At 70.4% G+C, this 18,061-nt stretch carries 12 protein-coding genes; 7 read left to right on the plus strand and 5 right to left on the minus strand.

The annotated features are described in order from the left end of the window. Positions 1-239 precede the first annotated feature (239 nt). A complete protein-coding gene (locus ACGFY9_RS17495) occupies positions 240-1,748 on the plus strand; it encodes a hypothetical protein (protein ID WP_393754995.1) in 1,509 nt (502 codons plus the stop codon). A gap of 51 nt (positions 1,749-1,799) precedes the next feature. Here ACGFY9_RS17495 and ACGFY9_RS17500 read toward each other — a convergent pair whose 3' ends face one another. Then, positions 1,800-3,227, minus strand: coding sequence for a PP2C family protein-serine/threonine phosphatase (locus ACGFY9_RS17500; protein ID WP_393754997.1), 1,428 nt, complete (start codon positions 3,225-3,227; stop codon positions 1,800-1,802). Positions 3,228-3,765: 538 nt separating this feature from the next. On the opposite strand from ACGFY9_RS17500, the gene ACGFY9_RS17505 reads away from it, so the two are divergent. Together ACGFY9_RS17505 and murJ are read left to right on the plus strand one after the other, a co-directional pair. Continuing rightward, positions 3,766-6,039, plus strand: a complete 2,274-nt coding sequence (locus ACGFY9_RS17505) for a M4 family metallopeptidase (RefSeq protein ID WP_393754999.1) — start codon at positions 3,766-3,768, stop codon at positions 6,037-6,039. 135 nt (positions 6,040-6,174) lie between these two features. Continuing rightward, positions 6,175-7,854 (plus strand): murein biosynthesis integral membrane protein MurJ, encoded by a 1,680-nt coding sequence (murJ, locus tag ACGFY9_RS17510; protein WP_393755001.1) that lies wholly within the window; start codon positions 6,175-6,177, stop codon positions 7,852-7,854. Between the two features lie 42 nt (positions 7,855-7,896). On the opposite strand, the gene ACGFY9_RS17515 is transcribed toward murJ, so the two are convergent. Beyond that, on the minus strand, positions 7,897-8,784 hold the full coding sequence (locus ACGFY9_RS17515) for an SDR family NAD(P)-dependent oxidoreductase (RefSeq protein ID WP_393755003.1): 888 nt from the start codon (positions 8,782-8,784) through the stop codon (positions 7,897-7,899). 71 nt (positions 8,785-8,855) lie between these two features. Between ACGFY9_RS17515 and ACGFY9_RS17520 the strand changes: the two genes are divergently transcribed. Then, on the plus strand, positions 8,856-9,797 hold the full coding sequence (locus ACGFY9_RS17520; RefSeq protein ID WP_393755004.1) for a LysR family transcriptional regulator: 942 nt from the start codon (positions 8,856-8,858) through the stop codon (positions 9,795-9,797). Positions 9,798-10,361: 564 nt separating this feature from the next. Here the strand turns inward: ACGFY9_RS17520 and ACGFY9_RS17525 are convergent. Beyond that, a complete protein-coding gene (locus ACGFY9_RS17525; protein WP_393755006.1) occupies positions 10,362-11,486 on the minus strand; it encodes an MFS transporter in 1,125 nt (374 codons plus the stop codon). A gap of 237 nt (positions 11,487-11,723) precedes the next feature. On the opposite strand from ACGFY9_RS17525, the gene ACGFY9_RS17530 reads away from it, so the two are divergent. Both ACGFY9_RS17530 and ACGFY9_RS17535 read left to right on the plus strand, forming a co-directional pair. Next, positions 11,724-12,137, plus strand: a complete 414-nt coding sequence (locus ACGFY9_RS17530; RefSeq protein WP_393755008.1) for an SsgA family sporulation/cell division regulator — start codon at positions 11,724-11,726, stop codon at positions 12,135-12,137. A 139-nt stretch (positions 12,138-12,276) separates the two neighbouring features. After that, positions 12,277-14,304: a phosphocholine-specific phospholipase C gene (locus ACGFY9_RS17535; protein ID WP_393755010.1), complete on the plus strand. Its 2,028-nt coding sequence runs from the start codon at positions 12,277-12,279 to the stop codon at positions 14,302-14,304. On the opposite strand, the gene ACGFY9_RS17540 is transcribed toward ACGFY9_RS17535, so the two are convergent. Both ACGFY9_RS17540 and ACGFY9_RS17545 read right to left on the minus strand, forming a co-directional pair. Then, positions 14,294-15,319 carry a Gfo/Idh/MocA family protein gene (locus tag ACGFY9_RS17540; protein WP_393755012.1) on the minus strand — a complete coding sequence of 342 codons (1,026 nt, stop codon included), beginning with the start codon at positions 15,317-15,319 and terminating at the stop codon, positions 14,294-14,296. The genes ACGFY9_RS17535 and ACGFY9_RS17540 overlap by 11 nt on opposite strands. A gap of 93 nt (positions 15,320-15,412) precedes the next feature. Continuing rightward, entirely contained in the window at positions 15,413-16,513 is a 1,101-nt protein-coding gene (locus ACGFY9_RS17545) for a chemotaxis protein (RefSeq protein ID WP_393755014.1), read from the minus strand. An 87-nt stretch (positions 16,514-16,600) separates the two neighbouring features. On the opposite strand from ACGFY9_RS17545, the gene ACGFY9_RS17550 reads away from it, so the two are divergent. Continuing rightward, complete coding sequence (locus ACGFY9_RS17550) at positions 16,601-18,028, plus strand: basic amino acid/polyamine antiporter (protein WP_393755016.1); 1,428 nt, start codon at positions 16,601-16,603, stop codon at positions 18,026-18,028. Positions 18,029-18,061 lie beyond the last annotated feature (33 nt).

Here is an 18,061-nt window from a genome sequence, read left to right on the forward strand (position 1 = left end):
GATACAGATCCCTTCGTGTGCCTGCATAGCCTGTCCAAGCAAGTGCGCTGCCCGGCCCGGTCCCACGGGTGCACCCTGGGGAGTGTCCCTCGGTGACCGGGTCGGGGTGGCGCGTTCCTACCTGACACCAGATGCGCAGTGGCACACCATCTGGCGCACCCTGGCGAACCCTGGCGAATAGTCGCCCGGCAAGGCGCACCGGGCTATGTTCAAGTCAGCCGAGAACCTGGGGGCTTGACGTGAACGGACAACCCAACTCCCGTCTCTCGGACCTGTTCGGCCTGGCCGGCTGGTCCAAGGGCGAGCTCGCGCGGCGGGTCAACCGGCAGGCGGCGGCCATGGGCCACCCCCAGCTGTCGACCGACACCTCGCGGGTACGGCGTTGGATCGACACGGGAGAGATCCCGCGCGATCCGGTGCCGAGGGTGCTGGCGGCTCTGTTCACCGAGCGTCTCGGCCGTGTCGTGACCATCGAGGACCTCGGTCTGGTCCGGCACGGGCGTACGGGAAAACGGCCCGACGACGGGAGTGTGGAACATCCCGACGGTGTGCCGTGGGCGCCCGAACGGACTGCTGCGGTCCTCACCGAATTCACGGGAATGGACCTCATGCTCAACCGACGCGGCTTGGTGGGCGCGGGCGCCGCGCTCGCCGCAGGCTCCGCACTCAGCAGCGCCATGTACGCATGGCTGCACTCCGATCCGACTCTTTCCGCCGACGCTCCCCGGTTCGACGATCCCCTGCACGCCGACCCCGCTGGGTTCGACCGCTATGAGGCCGCCCCCATCGGGTCGCAGGAGATCGAGGAACTGGAGGAGTCCGTCAAGGTGTTCCGCGCCTGGGACGCGGCCCGCGGCGGCGGGCTGCAGCGCAAGGCCGTGGTGGGACAGCTCAACGAGGTGGGCGGCATGCTCGCCTACCGGCACCCGACCGATCTGCAGCGGCGCCTGTGGGGCGTCGCCGCCAATCTCGCCGTACTCGCGGGCTGGATGTCGCACGACGTCGGCCTGGAGCCCACGGCCCAGAAGTACTTCGTCATCGCCGCCCACGCGGCCCGTGAGGGCGGCGACCGGCCCCGCGCCGGGGAGGCGCTCTCACGGGCGGCTCGCCAGATGGTGCACCTGGGCCGGCCCGACGACGCACTCGATCTCATGAAACTCGCCAAGACCGGTTCCGGCGACGAGGTGCTGCCGCGCACCCAGGCGATGCTCTTCACCATCGAGGCCTGGGCACAGGCGTCGATGGGCAAGGGCCAGGCCATGCGCCGCACCCTCGGCCAGGCGGAGGACCTCTTCGTCTCCGACCGCGGCGACGTACCGCCCCCGAGCTGGATGCAGACGTTCAAGGAGGAGGATCTCTACGGCATGCAGGCCCTGGCCTACCGCACTCTGGCCGAGCACGAGCCCGGAGCGGCCGTGCACGCCCAGTACTTCGCGGAGAAGGCCCTGGCGCTGCGGGTCGACGGACGGCAGCGGTCGAAGATCTTCGACTTCCTGTCGATGGCCTCCGCCTGCTTCATCGCCGACGACCCCGAACAGGCGGACAGGTACGCGCGGTTGGCCCTGGCGTCGATGGGATCGAACTCCTCCCACCGCACCTGGGACCGGCTGCGCGAGATGTACCGGCTCACCGCCCAGTACGCCGGCTATCCGAAGATCCACGAACTGCGGGAGGAGATCGAACTCGCGCTGCCGAAGACCCAGTCGAAGAGCCCGAGGGCCAGGGGCGGCAACAGCGCACAGGCATAAGGGGTTTGTGCGGCTCCTTCCGCACGAGGAGTTCGTACAGCCGCTTCTTTCTCAGGTCGTCCTGGCGACGAGCACGCACGCGTCGTCCGCGCGCTCGGTGTCGCCGAACTCCTCCACGACCATCCGTACGCAGTCCTGTGCGGTGCGCGCCTCGCCGAACCGCGGGGCCAGGTCGAGGAGTTGGCGCACGGCGGCCTCTCCGCTGTGCCCCGGCACCAGTCCGTCGGTGTGCAGCAGGAGTACGTCGCCCGCTTCGAGGGTCTCCTCGGCCTGCCCGTAGGCCGCTCCCGAGGTGGCGCCGAGCAGGACGCCGTCCGGCGCGCTCAGCACGCGCCCCGTTCCGCCGCGGAACAGCAGCGGGGCGGGGTGTCCTGCCTGCGCCCACGCCAGGGTGCGGGTCTCGGGCCGGTAGCGGCAGCACACCGCGCTGCCCAGGGCCGGTTGCACGGTGGCGTCGAGCAACTGGTTGAGCCAGGACATCAGTTGGCCGGGCTCGGTGCCCGCCATCGCCATGCCGCGCAGGGCGCCGAGCAGCATCGCCATGCCCGAGGTGACGGCGACACCGTGTCCGGTGAGGTCGCCGACGCTCAACAGCGTTGCCCCGTCCGACAGTTGGAGCGCGTCGTACCAGTCGCCGCCGATCAGCGCGCTCGTCGACGAGGGCAGATAGCGGGCGGCCAGGTCCAGTGTCTCCGGCCCCTGGTGCGGGAGCCGCAGGGAGCCACGCCACGGCGGCAGCACGGCCTCCTGCAACTCGACCGCGAGCCGGCGCTCGGTCTGCGCGTGGTGCCGGTGGAGCTGCAGCGAGTCACGGGTCTCGCTCACCGTCCGCTGGCTGCGGCGCAGTTCGCTGACGTCCCGCAGCACGGCCCACATCGAGGCGGTGCCGCCGTCGGCGTCGAGCACGGGCTCGCCCATCATGTGCACCGTCCGTACGGTGCCGTCGGGCCGGACGATGCGGAACTCGCCGTCGATCGGCTTGGCGTCGATCAGGCAGTCCGTGACCATCGCGGTCAGCGCCGGCCGGTCCTCGTCGAGGATCAGGGACGGCAGTTCGTCGAGGGTGAGCGGGGGAACGGCCGGGTCACGGCCGAGGATCTGATACAGCTCCCCGGACCAACTCGCCTCGTCCGTCAGCAGATTCCACTCGGCGCTGCCGACCCGGCTGAGCAGCGAGTCGTCACGAGGCGCTTCCGGTACGGCAGTTGGGGCGAGCGGTGCTTCCACGGCCACCGGCACGGGGGGCGGGCCGTCCCGCAACTGGGCCAAGTGCTCGTCGAGGTCGTTGAGTTGATGCAGCGCCAGATCGCACAGCGCCCGCTGCCACCGCTCGCGCGGGTCCGCACCGTCGTGCTGCGCGTCCCGTCGTACGGCGTCCACGTCGCCCATGAGCCGCCGGGCCTGCGATATCAGCGCGTCGACCGAGCCGCGCGCGGGCGGCTGGGCGGCGGGGCGGTCCGCAGAGAGGTGGGACGGCATGAAGCACTCCGATGCGGGGCGGTACGACCAAGGCGGATGGAGGGACCGGTTACGACTGTCGCACAGGCTGCGACGCCCTGTAAGGGATTTGGCAACACCCGATCCGGTGGTGCTTCTGGCATATGCCAGCGTCTTCACGGGCGACTGGTGCCGTGCTCGTGGCGCAGCTCTCCTGGTGGGGCAAGTCGTAGACGCCGTACGCGAGTTGAAGGACTGATTACCCTTCCGGCTCGACATTCAACCACCTGTTCGACGGCGCGATGTTCCCCCGTGACGTCGGCGTCCGACGTGAGGCTGAAAAGTGTCGCTCAAGCGAGTGATCCGCAGGACGCGGCAGCCATTTTGAGCCGTTGCTTTGTTATAGCCATGACAATTCTGTGGACGTGATGCCACGCTGCTGAGCACCACGCTCACCGAGCGTTCACTCACTCCTCACCCTTCCTCCCCGCACCCGCGCGCCCGCCGGACGGCCGTACCCCGGCCCGACCCGCTCTCCAGGACTCCACCGAGTCCGACCACCCCACATAAGGAGAACGCCTTGACCCGGCATGACCGTTATCCGCACCACCCCAGATACACCGCAGCCCTCGTGCTCACCGCGGTCGGCACCCTGCTGGCCGCCGGTATGCAGACCAGCGCGGCCTCCGCCGCTCCCGGCGGGCCCACCGCCTCCGCGAAGATCCTGGCCACCTCGCGGGCCGGAGCGGCCCCCGCCGCTCTGTCGCCGTCGAAGCACGCCGCCCTCCTCAAGAGCGCGGGCGCGGCCGTCAGGAACACGGCGAAGACCCTCGGCCTCGGCGCCAAGGAGAAGCTCGTCGTCAAGGACGTCAGCCAGGACGCCGACGGCACCACCCACACCCGCTACGAGCGGACGTACGCCGGTCTGCCCGTCCTCGGCGGCGACCTGGTCGTGCACGCCAAGAGTGGCCGCCTCACGGTGACGAAGGCCGCGAAGGCCGACCTGGCCCTGCCGGGCATCACCCCGAACGTCACGTCGGCGACGGTGAAGACCAAGGCGCTCGCGGCAGCGTCCAAGGCGGGCGGCGAGAAGGCCCAACTCGACGGCGCCCCGCGGCTCGTCGTCTGGGCCGCCGGTGCCAAGCCGGTCCTCGCCTGGGAGGCGGTGGTCGGCGGCTTCCAGGACGACGGCACGCCCAGCGAACTCCACGTGATCACCGACGCCGACTCCGGCAAGGCCGTCTTCCAGTACCAGGGCATCGAAACGGGCACCGGCACCGGCCAGTTCAACGGAACGGTCCCCCTCGGCACCACGCTCTCAGGCTCGACGTACCAACTCGTCGACGGCGACCGTGCGGGCCACCGCACCTACGACCTGAACCAGGGCACCTCCGGCACCGGCACCCTCTTCACGGATGACAACGATGTCTGGGGCGACGGAACCCAGAGCAACCGGCAGACCGCGGGCGTGGACGTCGCGTTCGGCGCGGCGGCCACCTGGGACTACTACAAGGACGTCTTCGGCCGCAACGGCATACGCAACGACGGAGTGGCCGCCTACAGCAGGGCCCACTACGGCAACAACTACGTCAACGCGTTCTGGGACGACACCTGCTTCTGCATGACCTACGGCGACGGCTCGGGCAACACCCACCCGCTGACCGCGCTGGACGTGGCCGCGCACGAGATGAGCCACGGCGTCACCGCCGCCACCGCCGGCCTCACCTACTCCGGCGAGTCGGGCGGCCTGAACGAGGCCACCTCGGACATCTTCGCAGCCGCGGTGGAGTTCCACGAGAACCTGCCCGCCGACGTCCCCGACTACATGGTCGGCGAGAAGATCGACATCAACGGCAATGGCACACCGCTGCGTTACATGGACAAGCCCTCCAAGGACGGCGCGTCCCGCGACTACTGGAGCTCGACGCTCGGCAGCGTCGACGTCCACTACTCCTCGGGCCCGGCGAACCACCTCTTCTACCTGCTGTCCGAGGGCAGCGGCGCGAAGACCGTCAACGGGGTCGCCTACGACAGCCCCACCTACGACGGCGTGCCCGTCGCCGGCATCGGCATCGACAACGCCCAGAAGGTCTGGTACCGGGCGCTGACCACGTACATGACCTCGTCCACGAACTACGCTGGTGCCCGCACCGCGACCCTGCAGGCCGCCGCGGACCTCTTCGGCGCCTACAGCCCGACCTACCTGGCCGTGGCGGACGCGTGGGCGGCGATCAACGTCGGCAGCCGGATCGCCCTCGGCGTCAACGTGGCACCGGTCGCCGCCCAGATCAGCGGAGTCGGCCAGGCCGTGTCCCTGCAGACGGACGCGTACACCACCAACTCCGGTGCGGGCCTGACCTATTCGGCCACGGGACTGCCCGACGGACTGACCATCAGCAGCACCGGTCTGATCTCCGGCATCCCGACCGCCCTCGGGACCAGTGACGTCACGGTGACCGTCACCGACGACACGGACGCGAGTGCCACCGTCGCCTTCAGCTGGCGGATCGCGAACATCTACGCCAGCGCCACCCGCGTCGACATCCCCGACAACGCCGGCGCCGTGGAGTCCCCCATCACGGTCACCGGCCGCGACGGCAACGCCTCGGCCACCACCCAGGTCTACGTCAAGATCGTCCACACCTACCGCGGCGACCTGACCGTCGACCTCGTGGGTCCGAACGGAACCGTCTACTCCCTGCTGAACCGCTCCGGCGGCTCCGCCGACAACGTCGACCAGACCTTCACCGTCGACACCTCCGCCCAACCGGTCAACGGCACCTGGAAGTTGAGGGTGCAGGACCACGCGGCGGTCGACGTCGGCTACATCGAGCAGTGGCAGCTCGCCCCGTGAACCGGGCTGTCTAGCCGTGTAGTTGGGGACTGAGGGGTTCGAAGCCAGGTCCTGACAGCCCGAGTTGGTTCTGGCCGCGCCGGTGTGCACGGAGGCGCGGCCAGAACCGGCGTCCGGGGATCGTAGATTGAGCCCATGATCGAGGAGAGTTCACCCGAGCGGCCGGATCGCTTAGGGACACGACGGAGGCACGCAGCGCAGAAGAAGCCCAAAGGCGGTGGTGGGCTGCTGCGTTCGACCGCGCTGATGGCGGCGGGCACGATAGTCTCGCGCGCCACCGGACTGATACGGATGGTGCTACAGGGCGCCGCACTCGGCACCGGACTGCTGGCCACCACGTACAACCAGGCCAACACCGTGCCGACAAGTCTGTACTTCCTGCTGATCGGCGGCGCGCTGAACTCCGTCCTGGTCCCCCAACTGGTCCGCGCCCGGGCCGAGGACGCCGACGGCGGGGCCGCCTTCGAACAGCGGCTGGTCACCCTGGTGTTGTGCGTCCTCGGCATCGGGACCGCACTGGCCACGTGGGCCGCCCCCGAGATCATCGGCGTCTATCAGCACGACACACCCGCCACACACGACGCCTTCCGACTGACCGTGGTGTTCGCCCGCTTCCTGCTGCCGCAGATCCTCTTCTACGGCGTCTTCAGCATCTTCGGCCAAGTCCTCAACGCCCGGAGCCGGTTCGGCGCGATGATGTGGACCCCGGTGCTCAACAACCTCGTCCTGATCACCATGTTCGGCCTCTACCTCGGCCTGATGACCGCGCCGGAACAGGTTGCGGACATCACCGGCGCCCAGGTCCGGCTGCTCGGGATCGGGACCACGATCGCGCTGGCAGTCCAGGCACTCGCGCTGGTCCCTTACGCCCTCGCGGCCGGGTTCCGGTTCCGTCCGCGTTTCGACTGGCGCGGCACCGGGCTGCGCAAGAGCGTCAACGCCGCACGCTGGACCCTGCTGTTCGTGCTGGCCAACCTCGCGGCGAGCACGGTGGTGACCCGGCTGGCCTCCGACGCGGACGCCGCCCGTCCCCGCGACGGTGTCGGGTACACCGCCTACAGCTACGCCCAGCAGATCTGGATGCTGCCCCAGTCGATCGTCACCGTCTCACTCGTCACGGCCCTGCTCCCGCGCATGAGCCGGGCCGTGGCCGAACACCGCGTCGACGACCTGCGGGCCGACCTGTCCCGCGCGCTGCGGGTCAGTGGTGTCGTCATCGTCCCGGCGGCCTTCTTCTTCCTCGCCTTCGGTCCGCAGACGGCTCAACTCCTGTTCGCCCACGGCTCCGCCGACGCCTCGGCCACCGCGCCGCTGGGCCACATGCTGCAAGCCTTCGGCCTGGGACTGATCCCGTTCTCCGCGCAGTACCTCCTGCTCCGCGGCTTCTACGCCTTCGAGGACACCCGTACGCCGTTCCGGCTGGCGGTGTGGATCGGCGGCATCAACATCGGCCTCGCCACGGCCTGCCACCTCCTGTTGCCCGCGAGTTGGGCGGTCACGGGGATGGCCGGTGCCTATGCGCTGTCGTACGCGATCGGTCTGCTGGTGACCGCGCTGCGCCTCCGGCAACGTACGGAAGGACTGCTCGACGGACGCCGGATCTGTCGCACCTACGCGAAACTGACCATGGCCGCCGTCGCTGCCGGCGGCGCCGGGTGGCTCCTCGCGCGCGTCTGCGATCAAGCCCTGTCCTCGGACTCCTGGGCGCCCGCGATCTCGCTGGCCGCGGGTGGCACCGCGATGGCCCTGCTGTTCCTGCTCCTGGCACGGTTCTTGAGGATCGGGGAGGTGCGGAGCCTGCCCGGGCTGGGATGAGGGGCGAGCGCCGGCGTCACCTGTACACGGATACCGATGCCGTCACGGAGTGATCAGCCGGTCCTGTTCCACCGGCGGTGTACCCCCGTACCAGTCCAGGGCCTTGCCGAAGCGGACCAACTCGCCGTAGTGGGTGGGGTCGACGTGCTCGGTGAGGACGAGGTCGAGTACGGCGGCCGCTGCCTCGGCCGGCGACTGGGCCTGGCTGAAGTCGCTGAACCAGGGGCGGGAGGTGTCCGTGTCGACCATGCCCGGGCATACGGAGGCGATCAACGTGTCTGTCGCGAGGTCGTGTTCGCGGCGTTCGGCGGCGACCGCGCGGACAGCGGCGACCTGGGCCACCTTCGAGGGCACGTTCAGCCAGAGCGGCCAGCCCGCCTCGGCCGTGGTCCGGTTGTGGACGGCGCTGCGCCAGGACTCGACGGCGTACTCGACCTGGTCCAGGCTCGCGCCGTCGAACAGGTCGTGCAGCGCTGGGTCGAGGTGTCCGAGGGTGCCGAGGCTGCTGGCCACGACGAGGAACCGGCCGCCCGGGCGCAGCACGGGGCCGAAGGACCGCAGCATCGCGTGGGTGGCGGTGTTGGACACGTCGATGAACTCGTCGGCGCGCGCCGCCTGCGACTCCCCGGGCAGCACCCGGGCCACGGCGTTCGAGATCACGATGTCGACCCCGCCGTGGCGCTGCCGGAGATCGTCGGCCAGGTGGGTGATGGCGTCGGTGTCGGTGACGTCCAGGACCCGGCCCTCGACCCGGCTGCGGGTGCCGGGCAGGTTCGCGACCTCGTGGGCCGCGTCGGTGACGCGCCGCTCGTCGCGTCCGGTGAGCAGGACCAGGTCGTCGGAGCCCAGGCGGGCGGCCAGACCCTCGACGAGGGCGCGGCCGAGTCCTTGGTTGGCGCCCGTGACGAGGGCGATGCGCGAAACGTTCATGACTGCCACGGTAGGAACCCGCCGGGTGTGCGTCCAACGAAAGTTACGCACCGCTAGCATGCGTGATCGTCATGGACTTCACGGATGTGTCACTCACCGCGCTGCGCGTCTTCCGCGCGGTCGCCGAGCAGGGAACCTTCACCGCGGCCGCCGCGTCACTGGGCTACACCCAGTCCGCGGTGTCCCGCCAGATCGCCGCGATCGAACGGGCCGCGGGCGCTGAACTGCTCGAACGGCGCCGCGACGGCGTACGGCTGACCCCGGCCGGCCGGATCGTCATGCGCCGGGCGACAGTCGTACTCGACGAGATCGGCGCGACCGCGCGCGAACTGTCCGGTCTGCCGACGGAGGCCGCGACCGTCCGCCTGGGCTGGTTCCCCAGCGCGGGAGCGGTCCTGCTGCCACGCGCCCTGGCCGCCCTGCGCCGCACCGACCCGGACCTGCACGTCGTCAGCCGGGAGGGCGGCACCCCGGCCCTCGTACGCGCCCTGCGCGCCGGCAGCCTTGACCTGGCCCTGCTGGCGTCGGCGCCGCCGTTCCGCCCGCCGGACACCGAATCGCCGCCGCTGGTGCTGCGCACGCTCACCGAGCGCCCGCTGTACCTCGCGGTGCCCGCCACGCATCCACTGGCCCGCGGCGACTACGTCGACGTGGCCGACCTGCGCGGCCAGCGCTGGATCGCGAGTCCCTCCTCCGGCGAGGACCGCCTCATGGGCGTATGGCCGGGGCTGGACGAGCGCCCCGAGATCGTCCACACCGCCCGCGACTGGCTGGCCAAGCTCCAACTCGTCGCGGCGGGCCTCGGTCTGACCACGGTGACAGGCTCCCTCGCCCCCGCCGTGCCGCCGGGCGTACGCGTCCTGCCGGTACGCGGCGGCCCCCAGGAACAACGCCGCCTGCTGCTCGCCCGGCTTCCCCGGACGCCCACCGAGGCGGTCACCCGAGTGGGGGCCGCGCTCCGCCTGGCCGCGCTCGATGCGTATACCCCGAGCACGGCACCAGCACAGGAGTGAGCTGTTCGGTCGGCCTGCCCGGGATCCCCAACTCGGCGACACTGGACGGTCGTTGCTCCACGATGCGCCACCGTGCGCCGAGGGGTGCCGGCAGGTCCTGCCAGTCGGCGGTCTGTCGCCGGGGGTGCGGTGTCCGCACGGGAGGCAGTTGGCCACTCGTTCCCCATCGACGTGGCTACGGCGTCGGAAGTTGGTCACTAGTCCCGAGCGGCCTCCCAACTCGGCCTTGCCCAACGGAGTTCGGTTCTCCAGCGCGACACCCGCTCGCCGAGCAGCACCGCGCAGGGCGGGGTGGAGAGTATCCCGCTGGCGAGAGAGGTTCCCGCGCGTTGCTCCTCCGTCCAGTCGTCCTCGATGGCGACACCCCGGGCAGGTCCTCGTTGTGGCTACGGCGTTCACGCGAGGGGGAGTTGGCCGACTGTCGGCCCGGCCCGCCTCCCCAACAAGGCGCTGCCTGGCGGACGTTGGCCCGCGACGCAACCCCCGCGCGCTGACCGGCACCGGCACGCCCCCCACCGCACCCCAGCACCCACGTCCCCACCAACACCGCGCAGGCCCCCACAGTCAGCACCCCCCCCGGCGAGGAACGCCCCCCGTACATCCGCAAGACGCAGCACAAGCCCCCCCGAGCGCCGCGCCGGCCGCGATACCCGCGTTGTAGGAACCGGAGTCGGCCGCGAGAGCGAGGTCCGTACGTCCCGGTGCGCAGTGCAGCATCGCGTTCTGGGCGGTCATGAACACCGCTCCGAGCGCACCGCCCATCAGGGTCAGGAAGACCACGGCCGCCACCGGACGGGTGCCGAGTGCGTAGAGGCCGAGCATGCCCACCGCCTGTGTGGTGACGGCGGTGCTCAGCGCCGCCTGCGGGAAGCGGTCGAGGACCGCCCCGGTGACGGTCACCCCGGCCAGGCACGCGACGCCGAACACCACCAGCAGGACGCCGACCGCGCCCGGGGAGAAGCCGGGCACGTCGCCGAGGAACGTGACGATGTATGTGAATCCCGAGCACACCCCCGTGGCGGACAGAGTCCCCGCCGCCAGTACCGTGGCGAACCTACGGGCGTCGGGACGCGTGCCGTAGGCCGCCCGCTCCTCGTCCGGACGTGGGATCGGCAGCAGGGCGGCGATCGTCACCGGGGACACGAGACCCAGGGCCGCCGGCACGGCGATCGGTAGGGGCCGGCCCTCGTGGCGGCCCAGCCAGGTGCCGGCGGGTACGCCGAGCACGAGGGCCGGCGAACCGGCGACGGACAGCGCCCCGACCACCCGCCACCGGGCCCCCGGTGCGAACAGGCCCACCGCGACCGGTCCCATCACGCCCCAGAGCAGTGCCTGGGCCAGCGCGGTCAGCAGCCGGGCCGCGGTCAGCAGCCGGGCCGCGGTCAGCAGCCGGGCCGCGAGGAGCAGCCGGGCCGCGAGGAGCAGCCAGTACGACGTGGCCAGGGCCGCCATCACACTGGACACGACCAGCGCGGCCAGGAGTGCCGTGAGCACATGGCGCCGGGCCACACCCCGCATGACGTGGGCGAGTGGGACGGACGCGACGGCCACGGTCACGCCGTAACCGGTGACCAGCAGTCCGACCGCCGGCACGGAGCCCCGCAGGCTGTCGGCGATGAGTTCCAGGAGGCCGAGCACGTTCTCCGTGGTGTTGAAGGTGAAGGCGGCCAGCATCGGGGCCGCGAGCACCGCCGACCCCTGCCACCGTGTCCGTCCCGCCTGCTCAGCTGCCCCGTCAACGGGCTCACCACACCGGACCCACCCGTCCCACCGCAAACGAATTCACCGGCAGCCCCACGCATCGACGACTGAGTGACGCAGGTCACATCAACTCGTTCGGGCTTCCGCGTAATGCAATGGGCACCTGCGAGGTCGTACAGGCACACGGCAATCCGGCCGACCTCACACCCGCAGTGGAGACCGACCATGGACATCACCCTCGAACAGCCCACCCGAGCCCGGCTGATCACGGCGGAGGACACGGAGATCCCCGTGTCCGCCACGCTCCGCTACCTCGCCTCGGACCCGCTGGCCGTGCACCTCGACTTCCCGCCCGAGGTCTCCCTCGACGACGACGGCGTCACCTGGACCTTCGCCCGGTCGCTGCTGGAGGAGGGGCTGCGCAGGCCGGCCGGCGGCGGTGACGTGCACCTGTGGCCGTGCGGCCGGGCCCGTACGGTGCTGGAGTTCCACTCGCCGTTCGGACTCGCCCTGCTCCACTTCCACACCCCGGAGCTGCGCCGCTTCCTGCTGCGGACCTACGACGTGGTGGCCACCGGACAGGAGGACATGGACGCGGTCGTCGACCGGGGGCTGAGCGCCCTGTTCGGGAGCGTGTGACGGCAACTCGGCGCCCCGAAGACGACTTTGACTTTTGTTCACCTCCATCTCACCGCGCAGGGATGGACCTTGCCGATCACCCCGTGCACCCTTGCGCGCGGTGTGCCGCTCGGGCACGCCTGTGACGAGGGTGGGGCGAATGACACCGATCAGCCGAAGAGGCTTCGTGGGGCTCGGTGCCACCGTGGCGGCGGGCTTGGCGACGGGCACCGGCGCGCGGCCGGCGGTCGCGGCGCAGCGGGCGGCGGCGACCGGCACGATCTCGGACGTGCAACACGTGGTGATCCTCATGCAGGAGAACCGCAGCTTCGACCACTACTTCGGGCGCCTCAAGGGCGTCCGCGGCTTCGACGACCGCAGCGGCATCACGCTGAGCGGCGGCTACCCGGTCTTCAGCCAGCCCAACGGCGGCGGCCGTCAGTATCCGTGGAAGCTGAGCGCCACCCCGGCCGCGGGCGGCCAGGACGGTGAGACCCTCGCCCAGTGCAACGGCGACCTGCCGCACTCCTGGTCATCGCAGCACTCCGCGTGGGACAAGGGCCGCCTCGACAACTGGGTCTCGGGCGTGGGAAATGTCCGCTCGCTGGGTTATCTGGACCGCTCGGACATCCCGTTCCACTACGCGCTCGCAGACAACTACACCATCTGCGACGCCTATTTCTGCTCCACGCTCAGCGCGACCGGCCCCAACCGCACCTATCTGTGGAGCGGCAAGGTCGACTCCTCCAGCTACGACGGCGGCGACGAGTCCGGCCTCACCTGGCAGACCTACGCCGAGTCCCTGCAGAACGCCGGAGTGACCTGGAAGGTCTACCAGAACGCGGCCGACAACTACGGCGACAACGCCTGCGCCTACTTCAAGAACTTCACCAACTCCAAGGCGGGCAGCCCCCTTTACGACCGCGGCATGTCCTCCGTCCCGGCCGCCACCGGCTCGACCCCCGACGACATCGCCGCCGCCATCAAGGCCGACGTCCTCGCGGGCACCCTCCCGCAGGTCTCCTGGGTCGTCCCCAACCAGGCCTTCTCCGAGCACCCCTACGCCCCGCCCGGCGACGGCGCCCACTTCGTCAGCCTCGTCTACCAGGCCCTCGCCGCCGACCCGGACGTCTTCGACTCGACCGTCCTGTTCCTCAACTACGACGAGAACGACGGCTACTTCGACCACGTCCCTCCGCCCGCCCCGCCCGCCGGCACCGACGGCGAGTTCCTGGGCGGCGTGCCCTACGGCTTCGGCTTCCGCGTTCCGATGATCGTCATCTCGCCCTGGACGCGCGGCGGTTGGGTCTCCTCCGAAGTCTTCGAGCACACCTCGGTCCTACGCTTCCTGGAGACCTGGACGTCGACTCTGGGCAAGCCCGCCGCCTGCCCCAACATCAGCACTTGGCGCCGCAGGGTCAGCGGCGACCTGACCGGCGTCTTCGACTTCGCCAACCCGGTCTACGGCTCCGTCTCGCTTCCTGCGACCAGCGTCATCGGCATCTCCACCTGCGGCCCGCTGCCCAACCCGGTGCCGACGAACAACGCCCTGCCCGCGCAGGAGCCCGGCACCCGGCCCGCCCGCGCCCTGCCGTACCAGCCCAACGGGTACCTGGATCACCTGGAGTTCGGGTCGAGCGGCAAGATCCTCGCCTGGTTCGCGATGTCCAACCAGGGCGGCGCCGCCAAGAGCGCCGCCCACCTCTCCATCCACCCCAACGCCTACCGCGACACCACGCCCTGGCAGTACACCGTCGACCCGGGCGGCACCGCCTCCGACTACTTCAACATCGGGACGGGCTACGGCAGCGGCAAGTACGACATCACCATGGTCGGCCCCAACCGCTTCCTGCGCCGCTTCCAGGGCGACGCGACGAAGGCTGGCAAGTCCGTTGAGGTCAGCACCCGTTACGCCGTCGAGTCGGGCACCGGCAAGCTCGCCATCTACTTCAAGATGGTCAACTCATCAGCCGCGTCGGTGAAGTTCACCATCACATCGAACCACTACCGCGGCGACGGGCCGTGGACCTACACGGTGGCCGCGGGCGCGTCGACGGAGGACTTCTTCAACGCCGTGGCGTACCAGGGCGGTTGGTACGACTTCACGGTGACCGTCGACTCCGACGCGACCTGGTCGCGCCGGTTCACCGGGCACCTGGAGTCGGGCACGGCGAGCGTCAGCGGCTGAGGTCGGTGTACAGCTCCGGGCGCGGGGCGAGTTCCACGGCCACCCGGCCGCCGCTGTCCAGCGCCCGGACCCCGGCCTCGGCGACCACGGAGGACGCGTAGCCGTCCCAGACGCTCGGGCCGGTGACCAGACCCCGCCGGGTGGCGTCGACCCAGGACTGCACCTCGCGGTCGTAGGCATCCGCGAACCGGACGAGATAGTCCAGCGGCACGTCCTCATGGGCGCTGCCCCGCGTGGTGACGACCATCGAGTGGTCCTCGCCGATCCGGGCGCTGCCCGCCTCGCACACGGCCTCGCAGCGCACCTGGTAGCCGAAGCCGCAGTTGACGAAGACCTCGACGTCCACCAGGGCGCCCCCGTCGGTCTCGAAGAGCACGAGCTGCGGGTCGAGCAGACCCTCCGGGGCGTTCGCCGACGAGCGCGGGCTGAGTACGGTCACCGCGGTGAGTTCCTGGCCGAGCAGCCAGCGGGCCGCGTCGATCTCGTGCGAGACGGAGCTGTCGATGAGCATCGCCGAGGTGAAGTACGGCGGCGACGACACATTGCGGTGGACGCAGTGAAGCATCAGCGGGCGCCCCAACTGCCCGCTGTCCAGCAGGGACTTGAGGCCCTGGTACTCCGCGTCGTAGCGCCGCATGAACCCGATCTGCGCGAGCCGTCGCCCGAGCCGTGCCTCCGCCTCCACCACCCGGAGCGCTCCGGTGGAGTCGGGCACCATGGGCTTCTCGCACAGCACCGGAAGTCCACGCGCGAAGGCCGCGAGCAGCGCCTCCTCGTGCGCGGGACCCGGCGAGGCGATGAGGACCGCCTCGACCCCGGGGACGTCCAGCGCGGCCACGGCGTCCTCGTGCACCGCGACCGCGTCCAGCCCGGCCACCGCCTCCTTGGCGCGATCCGTGTCGGGGTCGGCCACAGCGGCGATCCTGGCGCCGCTCACCACCTGGTCGAGGCGTCGTATGTGGTCGGCTCCCATGTGTCCCGCACCCAGCACGGCCACACCCAGCAGGTCACCCACGTGTGCACTCCCTCTCCGTCGACGATCACGCCGTAGCGTACGCCGTAGGGGGAGGGGGCCTCCGGAATGCGCGGGACGCGGCAGCGAGGGGGCTCAGTACCGCAGCACGCCCGCGATGCCGTCCGCGTCGTTCAGGGTGCCGTCGGGGACGAAGCGGACGTCGGCGCCCGTCTCCAGGCACTGTTCGACGATCTCGTCCACGATGTCCTCGCGGGCGTCGAGATCGCTGCCGTCGGCCGGGATCAGATGGTCGCCGTGGTCGTCGCGGACCGTGACGCGGTAGTTCTCCTCGACGGCCAGCAGCCGGACCCGGCCCTCGCGGGCGTTCTGCCAGACCTCGTCCACGCCGGCCGCGAACTCCTTGCGCCCACGCGCGGATTCGAGCTCACGGGTCACGGTGACGGTGTTCTTGCGGGCCTCCGCGTCGACCAGCGGCCGGACGGCCTGCCACACGGCGTCGGGCGTGCCGTGCGCGAGGCCGCCGTGCGCGATGTGCACCGCGTCCTTGGTCGCGTTGCCGACCTCGTCGAAGGCGGACAGGGCCGCCTGCTCGCCGGTGACGTAGAGCGGGCGCCGGTGCTCGCGCAGGATCCGGCACATCGCGGTGTCCGCCTCGCGCAGGAAGTGGCGGGTGTCCTCGTCCCGGAAGGTGCTCGGAATGTCCCCGATCCGCTCCTGCCGCTCGGCGTCGAAGTTGTCCCGATGGTCGCGGGTCAGCGGAAAGCCGCCGGTGCGGGTCTCGGTGACCCGGTCGACACCGCCGTTCCACAACGTGACCCGGTCCGCGGCGAGCGACAGCACCCAGAACGGGCGCTCGGAGGCCTGCGCGGAGACGAGATTCCGGGTGAGGAACGTGTCGGAGAGCACCACACGTTCCGGCACGGACCTGGCTAGGGACCACACCTGGTGCTCGCCCGGCGCGGCGAAGATCACCAGACCGTCCTCGGCGTGCGCCAGATCGACCTCGGCCAGGGCCTGGTCGAGCTGCCGGGACACGTCGATGCGCCGCTCCCGGGGAACCGCGGGATCGGCCTCCAGCTGCTTCTTGGCCTCGGCCAGCACATTGCGCAGCCGGACCGGGTCCTGGGCGTTGTCCGGCTCGCGACGATGTGTCGGGGTGAGCACGGAGACCGCGGGGTAGGGGCGCGGGCGCCGCAGTTCGGTGAGAGTGGCGGGACTCAGTGCGTGCTCCATAACAGCACGATAGGGCCGATCCGCGGACGGGGCATATGGGGGAAGCCCGCCAGGCAAACAGGACAATTCGTTGCTAACGTCCCTCGGGTGACGCAAGCCGCCACCACCGACACCGGTACCTCCACCGCCAAGCTGACCCTGCCGACGCTGACCACCATGGTCGTCGGCTCCATGGTCGGGGCCGGGGTGTTCTCGCTCCCACGCAGGTTCGCGCAGGAGACGGGCGTGGCCGGCGCCCTGATCGCCTGGGCCGTCGCCGGCACGGGCATGCTGATGCTAGCCTTCGTCTTCCAGACCCTCGCCGTCCGCAGGCCCGACCTCGACGCCGGTGTCTACGCCTACGCCAAGGCCGGGTTCGGCGAGTACCTCGGCTTCTTCTCCGCGTTCGGCTACTGGGCCAGCGCCTGCGTCGGCAACGTGACCTACTGGGTGCTGATCATGTCGACGATCGGCACGATCGCGCCCTCGCTCGGTGAAGGCGACACCGTCCTCGCGGTGGTCCTGTCCTCGGCCGGGCTGTGGCTCTTCTTCCTGTTGATCAGCCGCGGGGTGAAGGAGGCGGCGGCCATCAACCGGATCGTCACGGTCGCCAAGGTCGTGCCGATCCTCGTCTTCGTCATCCTGGCGCTCTTCTACCTCAAACCCCATGTCTTCGCGGACAACTTCGGCGGCGCTGACTACGCGGGCTCCTTGTTCCAGCAGGTCAAGGGCACCATGCTGGCCACCGTCTTCGTGTTCCTGGGCGTCGAGGGCGCCAGCGTCTACTCCCGGCACGCGAAGCGCCGCGAGGACGTCGGACGCGCGACCGTCCTCGGCTTCCTCAGTGTCTTCGCCGTCTTCGCGTCCGTGACGATCGTGTCGTACGGCCTGATGCCGATGGGCGAGATCGCCGAACTGCGGCAGCCCTCCATGGCGGGCGTGCTGGAACACGCGGTGGGCACCTGGGGGAAGGTCTTCGTCAGCGTCGGGCTGATCGTCTCCGTGCTGGGCGCCTATCTCGCCTGGACGCTGATGGCCGCCGAAGTGCTGTTCGTCGCCGCCAAGGACGACGACATGCCGCGCTTCCTGAAGAAGTCCACGGCGGCCGACGTGCCCGTGCCCGCGCTGGTGATGACCACCCTGCTCAGTCAACTCGTGCTGGTCGTCACCTACTTCTCCGACGATGCCTTCAACTTCGCGCTGGACCTGACCAGTTCGCTGACCCTGATCCCGTTCCTGCTCGCGGCGGGCTTCGCCGTACGGATCGCGCTCAAGCACACACGCGCAGGGCGCGGCGAGTTGGCGGTCGCCGTGCTCGCCACGGTCTACACCGCGTTCCTCATCTACGCGGCCGGCCTCAAGTACCTCCTCGTCTCGCTCATCATCTACGCGCCCGCCACGTTCCTGTTCGTCAAGGCCCGCAGGGAACAGGGACGTTCGCCCTTCTCGGCCCGGGAACTGGTGATCCTCGCCGTCTCGGTCGCGGGTGCCGTCGTTGGGATCATCGCCCTGGCGCTGGGCTGGATCAGCCTCTGACCTCGCCTCCGACCTCCGGAAAGGTGCGTGCAC

It is taken from the genome of Streptomyces sp. NPDC048504, assembly GCF_043200035.1.
Taxonomy (GTDB): domain Bacteria; phylum Actinomycetota; class Actinomycetes; order Streptomycetales; family Streptomycetaceae; genus Streptomyces.